6 protein-coding genes are annotated in these 6,175 nt (G+C 43.3%); 2 read left to right on the top strand and 4 right to left on the bottom strand.

Going from position 1 to position 6,175, the window contains the following annotated elements:
• Window positions 1-28 precede the first annotated feature (28 nt).
• The 3 genes from BTU61_RS07190 to BTU61_RS07180 form a co-directional block, all read right to left on the bottom strand.
• Window positions 29-757, bottom strand: a complete 729-nt coding sequence (locus tag BTU61_RS07190) for a pseudouridine synthase (protein WP_200772956.1) — start codon at window positions 755-757, stop codon at window positions 29-31.
• Between the two features lie 2 nt (window positions 758-759).
• Window positions 760-1,911, bottom strand: coding sequence for an MFS transporter (locus BTU61_RS07185; protein ID WP_200772955.1), 1,152 nt, complete (start codon window positions 1,909-1,911; stop codon window positions 760-762).
• Window positions 1,912-2,297: 386 nt separating this feature from the next.
• Window positions 2,298-3,464: an MFS transporter gene (locus tag BTU61_RS07180; RefSeq protein ID WP_200772954.1), complete on the bottom strand. Its 1,167-nt coding sequence runs from the start codon at window positions 3,462-3,464 to the stop codon at window positions 2,298-2,300.
• A gap of 146 nt (window positions 3,465-3,610) precedes the next feature.
• Between BTU61_RS07180 and BTU61_RS07175 the strand changes: the two genes are divergently transcribed.
• Both BTU61_RS07175 and def read left to right on the top strand, forming a co-directional pair.
• On the top strand, window positions 3,611-4,303 hold the full coding sequence (locus tag BTU61_RS07175) for a cyclic nucleotide-binding domain-containing protein (protein ID WP_200772953.1): 693 nt from the start codon (window positions 3,611-3,613) through the stop codon (window positions 4,301-4,303).
• Window positions 4,304-4,357: 54 nt separating this feature from the next.
• Window positions 4,358-4,972, top strand: a complete 615-nt coding sequence (gene def, locus BTU61_RS07170; protein WP_200772952.1) for a peptide deformylase — start codon at window positions 4,358-4,360, stop codon at window positions 4,970-4,972.
• Between the two features lie 180 nt (window positions 4,973-5,152).
• Here def and BTU61_RS07165 read toward each other — a convergent pair whose 3' ends face one another.
• Window positions 5,153-6,151, bottom strand: coding sequence for a hypothetical protein (locus tag BTU61_RS07165; RefSeq protein ID WP_200772951.1), 999 nt, complete (start codon window positions 6,149-6,151; stop codon window positions 5,153-5,155).
• Window positions 6,152-6,175 lie beyond the last annotated feature (24 nt).

Genomic DNA, 6,175 nt, shown 5'->3' with positions numbered 1-6,175 from the left:
CTTTTGTCCCAGCCTCTTGGTTTTTTGCTTATAAAGAAACTCCAAACACCTCTAAAGAGGCCAATTCTGAAGGATAAAGCCTTCGCCACTCTCCCAATTTAAGGCCTGAATCTAGCGCTAGAGGCCCCATGGAAATCCGCTCAAGATCGACCACTTCCTTGCCACAGGCAGCGACCATGCGCTTGACCTGATGGAATTTTCCTTCTGCAATTTCGATTTCCACATAGGAGCTGGCGCTTGCCTCATCCACTTCTAAGATCTGCAGTTTTGCAGGTAAGGTCGTGAAGTCCTTGAGGGCAATGCCTGCTTCAAAACGGGCCACATCTGCCTCATCCATGATCCCAGCTACCTTGGCACGGTAGATTTTTGAAACATGCTTTTTGGGAGAGAGCATGGCATGAGCGAGCTTGCCATTATTGGTCAAAAGGAGCAAGCCATGAGTATCAATATCCAGGCGCCCGACAGGAAAGACTTCCTTGTGACGAGCTGTTTCGTCTAATAGATCCAACACCGTTTGGTGATGGTCATCTTCTGTCGCAGAGATGACCCCAGCCGGTTTATTGAGCAGGTAGTAAACGAAGGTCTCATGGACCAGCGCTTCTCCCATAAAGGTCACCTGATCCTTGTCAGGATCGATCTGCAGCTTTCCTGCTGTCTCTTTTTTTCCATTCACTGCGATTTTCTTTTGCTTGAGAAGCTGCTTGACCTCCGTCCGACTCCCCACACCACAATCCACTAAAAATTTATCCAATCGCATGCTTATTTCCCACTATGTTTGACAATCCATAGACCAAAAACAGATACCAAAATCATGAGCAGTCCAGAAAAGCCAAAAATAAAGGCTGGAGCAGATGAGACTGTTCCTAGTAGGCTGAGGACAAAGGTTGTTGCGATCGATCCTGTACTACAACCCAAGACCGCAATAGAAGTTGCTTGGCTCAAGACTCCTGCTGGCATCTTATCCGATAAAACATGGTAGACAGTTGTCAGCGCGACACTATAGGTAAAACCTGAAGCAATGGTCACCAGTGCCAAAATGGGAAGATTGGAAGAAAATCCAATCAAGAGCTGGGTCAAGCCAAAGGCCACACCTGATACCAGTAGCAACCGCTCACGGAACAAGTGGGTTAAAGGAGAGAAGGCCAATCCGGCTAGAATTCCGACAAATTGCATGGCTGCTAGGATGATGCCTGCCGTTTGGGCAGTGCCGTGTCCGACTTGCTCCACCACACTTGGAATACGGACGGTGATCATGACATTGGACAAGACGATGGCTGCCGCAACGACAGCGAGACCAAGAGCGGTCCGCCACTGACCCCCTGTCATCTTGGTATCTCGATGCTCCTCCTCGATGATTTCATCAGAATTCCCATAAGGGACAAAGAGTAAATACAAGAGCAAGATAGGAATACTAATGCCATAGACGAGAAAGGCTGCCTGCCAACCAAAACGAATCAAAAAACTCACCCCGAAGGTCAAAACAGCGGTCCCCACAACCTCTGCCGAACCACGGATTCCCAAGGTCTGGATGCGTTCTTTTCCCTTATAGCGCTCACTGATGATGGCAATGGCAGATACATTTAAGAGCCCTACCGCCATCCCAAAAATAATCCGAGACAGAAAAACAACTGGGTAAGCCGGACTGATCAAGGGAATAAAACCACACAAAGCATAGGCTACCAGACCGGTCACGATCATCTGGCGCTCCGACAAGAGGCGCTCGATCCATTTATTAAAAATCAGCGAGACCATAATCCCAGCCGAAGGAAGAGAAACCAAGAGCTCGATCATGCTGTGCGGCATGTCCTTATAGTAGGCAAACATTTCCGACTGGGCACTGGAGATCGAAAATGAGGTTGTCAAAATAAATGAAAGGGCGAGAATACTCACCTTCTCCATGATTTTTTTCATGAGGTTATCCTTTAAGTTAAACTTTTTTCACACTTCCTCTATAATAACACGATCTAGTAAAAGGAAGCAATAGATAGAATTAAAAAAACGAAATGATTTCTGTATCATTTCGTTGGAATGTAGGTAAACTATTTTTTCTATCAACCAACCTAATTAATGCCAAAAATTAAAATGAAATATTTTTTCAAGGATCATTCAAACATACACTGAAACTTTCCGCCGTGATAAAAGCACCTGAACTATTTTTGTTTCAGGTGCTCGGAAGTTTTGAGACACTAGGCTCAAAACTTAGTCATGGAACTTCGAAGAAGTTCGCTGACGTCCGTAATCACCTAAGGAAAGTCTCTAAGATGACCTGGTATTAATCTGAAGAAATGATTGCTGAATCATTTCGTTTTTGCTAACAAGTGAGAGGCAAAGATTCCGGTCAGGGCCATCAAAGCTCCAATCAGGAGAAAAAGGAGGGCATTGGTTGGAGCGAGAGGTGCGACCAGCTGAAGGAAAAATGAAGAGAGGGCTGATCCGAGGTTGCAGCCAATCAAAACAAGAGAGGTCGCCAGATTCAAAAGATTGGTTGGGATCTTTTCAGACAGGTGATAAAAGATCCCGGTAATCCCCGTACTGTAAGTAAATCCAGCTAGTAAAGTAGCTAAAACCAGGAGCCATAATTGAGTGGACAAGCCAATCAAGGCTAAAGCTAGACCAAAGCCAAAACACATGATCATCAACAGGTGTTTTTTGAAGAGATGGGTCAAGCTGGCAAAACCAACTCCTGCAACGATCCCGATCAGCTGCATGATACTTAAGACAGTCCCCGCGGTTGTTGCCGTGCCCATCCGAGCATCGACAATCACCTCAGGCAGACGCAGACTGATAATGGAATTAAAACAGATAATCACACCAGCAATCACTGCTAACATGAGGCTAAAGCGCCATTGTGGCGGACGAAGGCTGAGGAAATTGCCCTTCTTTTGCACCTTTACAGCTACTTGCCTGTTTTTCTTGGGATAGGGCACAAAGAAGATATACAAGAGTAAAATCAAATAGCCTGCACCATAGACGGAAAAGATGGCTGGCCAGCCTAGCGGTAGGAGTTGGCCCACCATAAAGGTTAAGATGGCTGCTCCCACCACTTCAGCAGAGCCACGGTAGCCAAGCATGCGCGTCTTATCATTCCCCTTATAGCGCTCACTAATGATGGAAATGGCCTTGGCATTGATCATTCCTGTCCCCAGGCCGAAGAAGATGCGGCTCAGAAAAATAAGGGAATAGTCTTGAAGGAACAAAGGCACCAGTCCACTGGTCGACATCACCAATAGACCAATGATAATCATCTGGCGCTCACTCAACCATCGCTCGACAAAGCTGTTTAAAAAGAGCATGGCCACGACTGAGAAGGCCGGCAAGGAAACCAATAGCTCCACCTGTGCCCCTGAATAGCCCAACTGGCCAAAATAGTCCTTCATGGCTGGTAAACCAGCTGTAATCGAAAAAGATGAAATCAGTATAAGAGACAAGCTCAAAAGACTGATTCTTTCCATTGTTTGTTTCATTTTGTATTTCCTATACCTTACTGGGAACATTTTGATCCAACTAGTTTTTTTCAGAAACTATTCAAACTAGTATTTTCAATCGAATCCTAGTATAATCAATTTAGCAAAAGAAAAACAGGACATTTGTCCTATTTTTGGAGATCCAGATGAAAAAAATTCACCACCCTAACCAACTTCAAACAATGATTGCAGACTACCAATTGGAGCAGGTTTTTCCAAAAGACTGCCTCAGCCAGCTTGAACTCGTTCTCTACCAGGCAGGGGATTACATCTGCCGTCAAGGAACAGAGCAAGCGGTCATTCCCTATTTTCTCAAAGGACGACTGAAAATCGTCCACAGCCTTGAAAACGGCAGCGACACCATCCTTGAAATCCAAGAAAAACCAGGTCTATTAGGGGAGATCGAACTCCTGCTCGATCGGGTTTGTATCACATCGGTCATTGCCGATCAGGATTCACTGGTCGTTCAGCTCTCTGCTCGTCATTTCAAAGACCGCCTACTGCAGGACCCGACCTTTCTGCGTTCCACCGCCAAGACCTTGGCTAAAAAATTGCACCAGATCAACTATTTTGCCCCTGCTAATTTCCACTACTCGGTCAAGAAGCGCGTGGCCACTCATTTCCTTGAGCATTGCGATGAACAGGGCACCATCAAGCCCAAGATGAACCAATTGGCCCTCCTTTTTGGTATTAGCTACCGCCATCTCAGTCGCGTGATCAAGCAGATGATTGACGAGGGGTTGATCAAAAGAGAAAGACGGATCTATACGATTTTAGACAAAAAAAGAATGGGCGACTTGTCCATCAAACACACGGAAACAACTGACAGAAAACTTTAATTTCAAGCTCTTTTGTGTTATCATGGAAGGTAGAAAGAAAGTGAGAGTAAAACAATGAAAACAATTGAAAAAGTTACAAGAGCATCCCATTTGATTGATATGGATGACATCATCCGCGAAGGAAATCCAACACTTCGAGCAGTCGCTGAAGATGTGACCTTCCCTTTGTCCGATCAGGAAATCATCCTGGGTGAAAAAATGTTGCAATTCTTGCACCATTCTCAAGATCCTGTCATGGCTGAAAAACTTGGCCTCCGTGGAGGCGTTGGACTTGCCGCACCACAGTTGGATATCTCAAAACGCATTATCGCTGTATTGGTTCCAAACCTAGAAGACGCTGATGGCAACCCGCCAAAAGAAGCCTATAGCCTTCAAGAAGTCATGTACAATCCAAAGGTTGTTGCCCATTCTGTTCAAGATGCGGCTCTCGGAGACGGGGAAGGCTGTCTCTCAGTAGACCGCAACGTCCCAGGCTATGTGGTCCGCCATGCGCGCGTGACCGTTGAGTACTTCACAAAAGATGGGGAAAAGAAACGCATCAAACTCAAAGGCTACAACTCCATCGTCGTCCAACACGAAATCGACCACACCAATGGCATCATGTTCTACGACCATATCAACCCAAACAACCCATTTGAAATTAAAGAAGGCCTTTTGATATTAGAATAGGATACAAAGGGCGTAGCGGATACAGTCAAAATAGGGAATACGACGAAGAATCCAAAAGATTCTAGGAGTATTCATCTTTTTGACAAAATTCGCAGCCCGTGTTCGATTCCGCTAAGATACAAAGGGCGTAATTAACAAGAAATACCTAACTGAGGAAGCTCTCGGTTAGGTATTTTTTTGTTATTTTTTGCCTTGCTTTTTCTTTGAAAACTTATGTATGATGGAGTGCACTATACTGATAAATAGATCAAGCACGATTGTATAAACTAAAATTCTTACTCCCCACACTAGCCAAAATGGATATTTTATACCTGGTTTAGAATATCCTAAATTATAGGCAATTATTGTAAAGGATATAAAAACTAAAATTTCTAATAAAATACGATGTTTAGCTTTTTTCAGACTGAAGCCTTTCAACCAATCCCATAGTAAATCCAACAACGTTGGATTATCCTCAGGTTCATCCTCCCAGTATTCCTTACTTTTTGTTTTCAAATATAAGAGGTAGCCCACTTCTGTCAGCAACTGAGTAAAGGCATAACTGAATAGTATCGAACCCGAGATCCCTAACATCATTCCTAAATGTCCTGAAAGAATAGCTCCTAGCATGGAGCAGGCAAAGATAATGTAGATAGAATTTCTACTATAGACACTAGATTTTGCAAAATAATTCCCAATTGTTCTTTTCTTTGAAAATCCTGCTTTTAATTGTTGTTTGAGCCCAAAATAATGATAGACAAAACCGGCGATCACACAGAGAATTAGAAACGGGATCACTATCTCAGCTCGTTGATTATATTCTCGCAAATTATGTCCTGAATAAACTAAAATAATATACGCTAAGAGAATTAAGGACAGAAAGATCCCTGTGTAAGAAATCAGCAATAAAATTGTAGATTGAATTTGCTTCTTATATATGAAAGAGCCTGTCAATGGAATCAAATTCGCAATCACTAGATAGATAAAATAGATCAAAATAAAATCATAAAAATAATTACTGAATGGATTTATTCCATATCCCTTAGATAGGTAAAAATATTGAAATAGTAAGAAAATTGCAATACCAAAAGCTCCTGCCCAGGAAATAACCATCATATTCGCTGAAGCGCGTGTATTGGCTAAACTTTGAAAATAGATTTTGTTAGCCTGCTCAATATCCATTTTCTTTTCGTTTTTCATAACATGCTCCTTTCTAAAACATTC

It is taken from the genome of Streptococcus lactarius, from assembly GCF_016642265.1.
Taxonomy (GTDB): Bacteria; Bacillota; Bacilli; order Lactobacillales; family Streptococcaceae; genus Streptococcus; species Streptococcus lactarius.
This window is presented reverse-complemented; position numbering and strand designations above follow the sequence as displayed.

Excerpts from the sequence above, each read along its gene's own strand:
- def (WP_200772952.1), top strand. The coding sequence starts at position 4,358 with ATGAAAACAATTGAAAAAGTTACAAGAGCATCCCATTTGATTGATATG.
- BTU61_RS07175 (WP_200772953.1), top strand. The coding sequence starts at position 3,611 with ATGAAAAAAATTCACCACCCTAACCAACTTCAAACAATGATTGCAGAC.
- BTU61_RS07190 (WP_200772956.1), bottom strand. The coding sequence starts at position 757 with ATGCGATTGGATAAATTTTTAGTGGATTGTGGTGTGGGGAGTCGGACG.
- BTU61_RS07185 (WP_200772955.1), bottom strand. The coding sequence starts at position 1,911 with ATGAAAAAAATCATGGAGAAGGTGAGTATTCTCGCCCTTTCATTTATT.
- BTU61_RS07165 (WP_200772951.1), bottom strand. The coding sequence starts at position 6,151 with ATGAAAAACGAAAAGAAAATGGATATTGAGCAGGCTAACAAAATCTAT.
- BTU61_RS07180 (WP_200772954.1), bottom strand. The coding sequence starts at position 3,464 with ATGAAACAAACAATGGAAAGAATCAGTCTTTTGAGCTTGTCTCTTATA.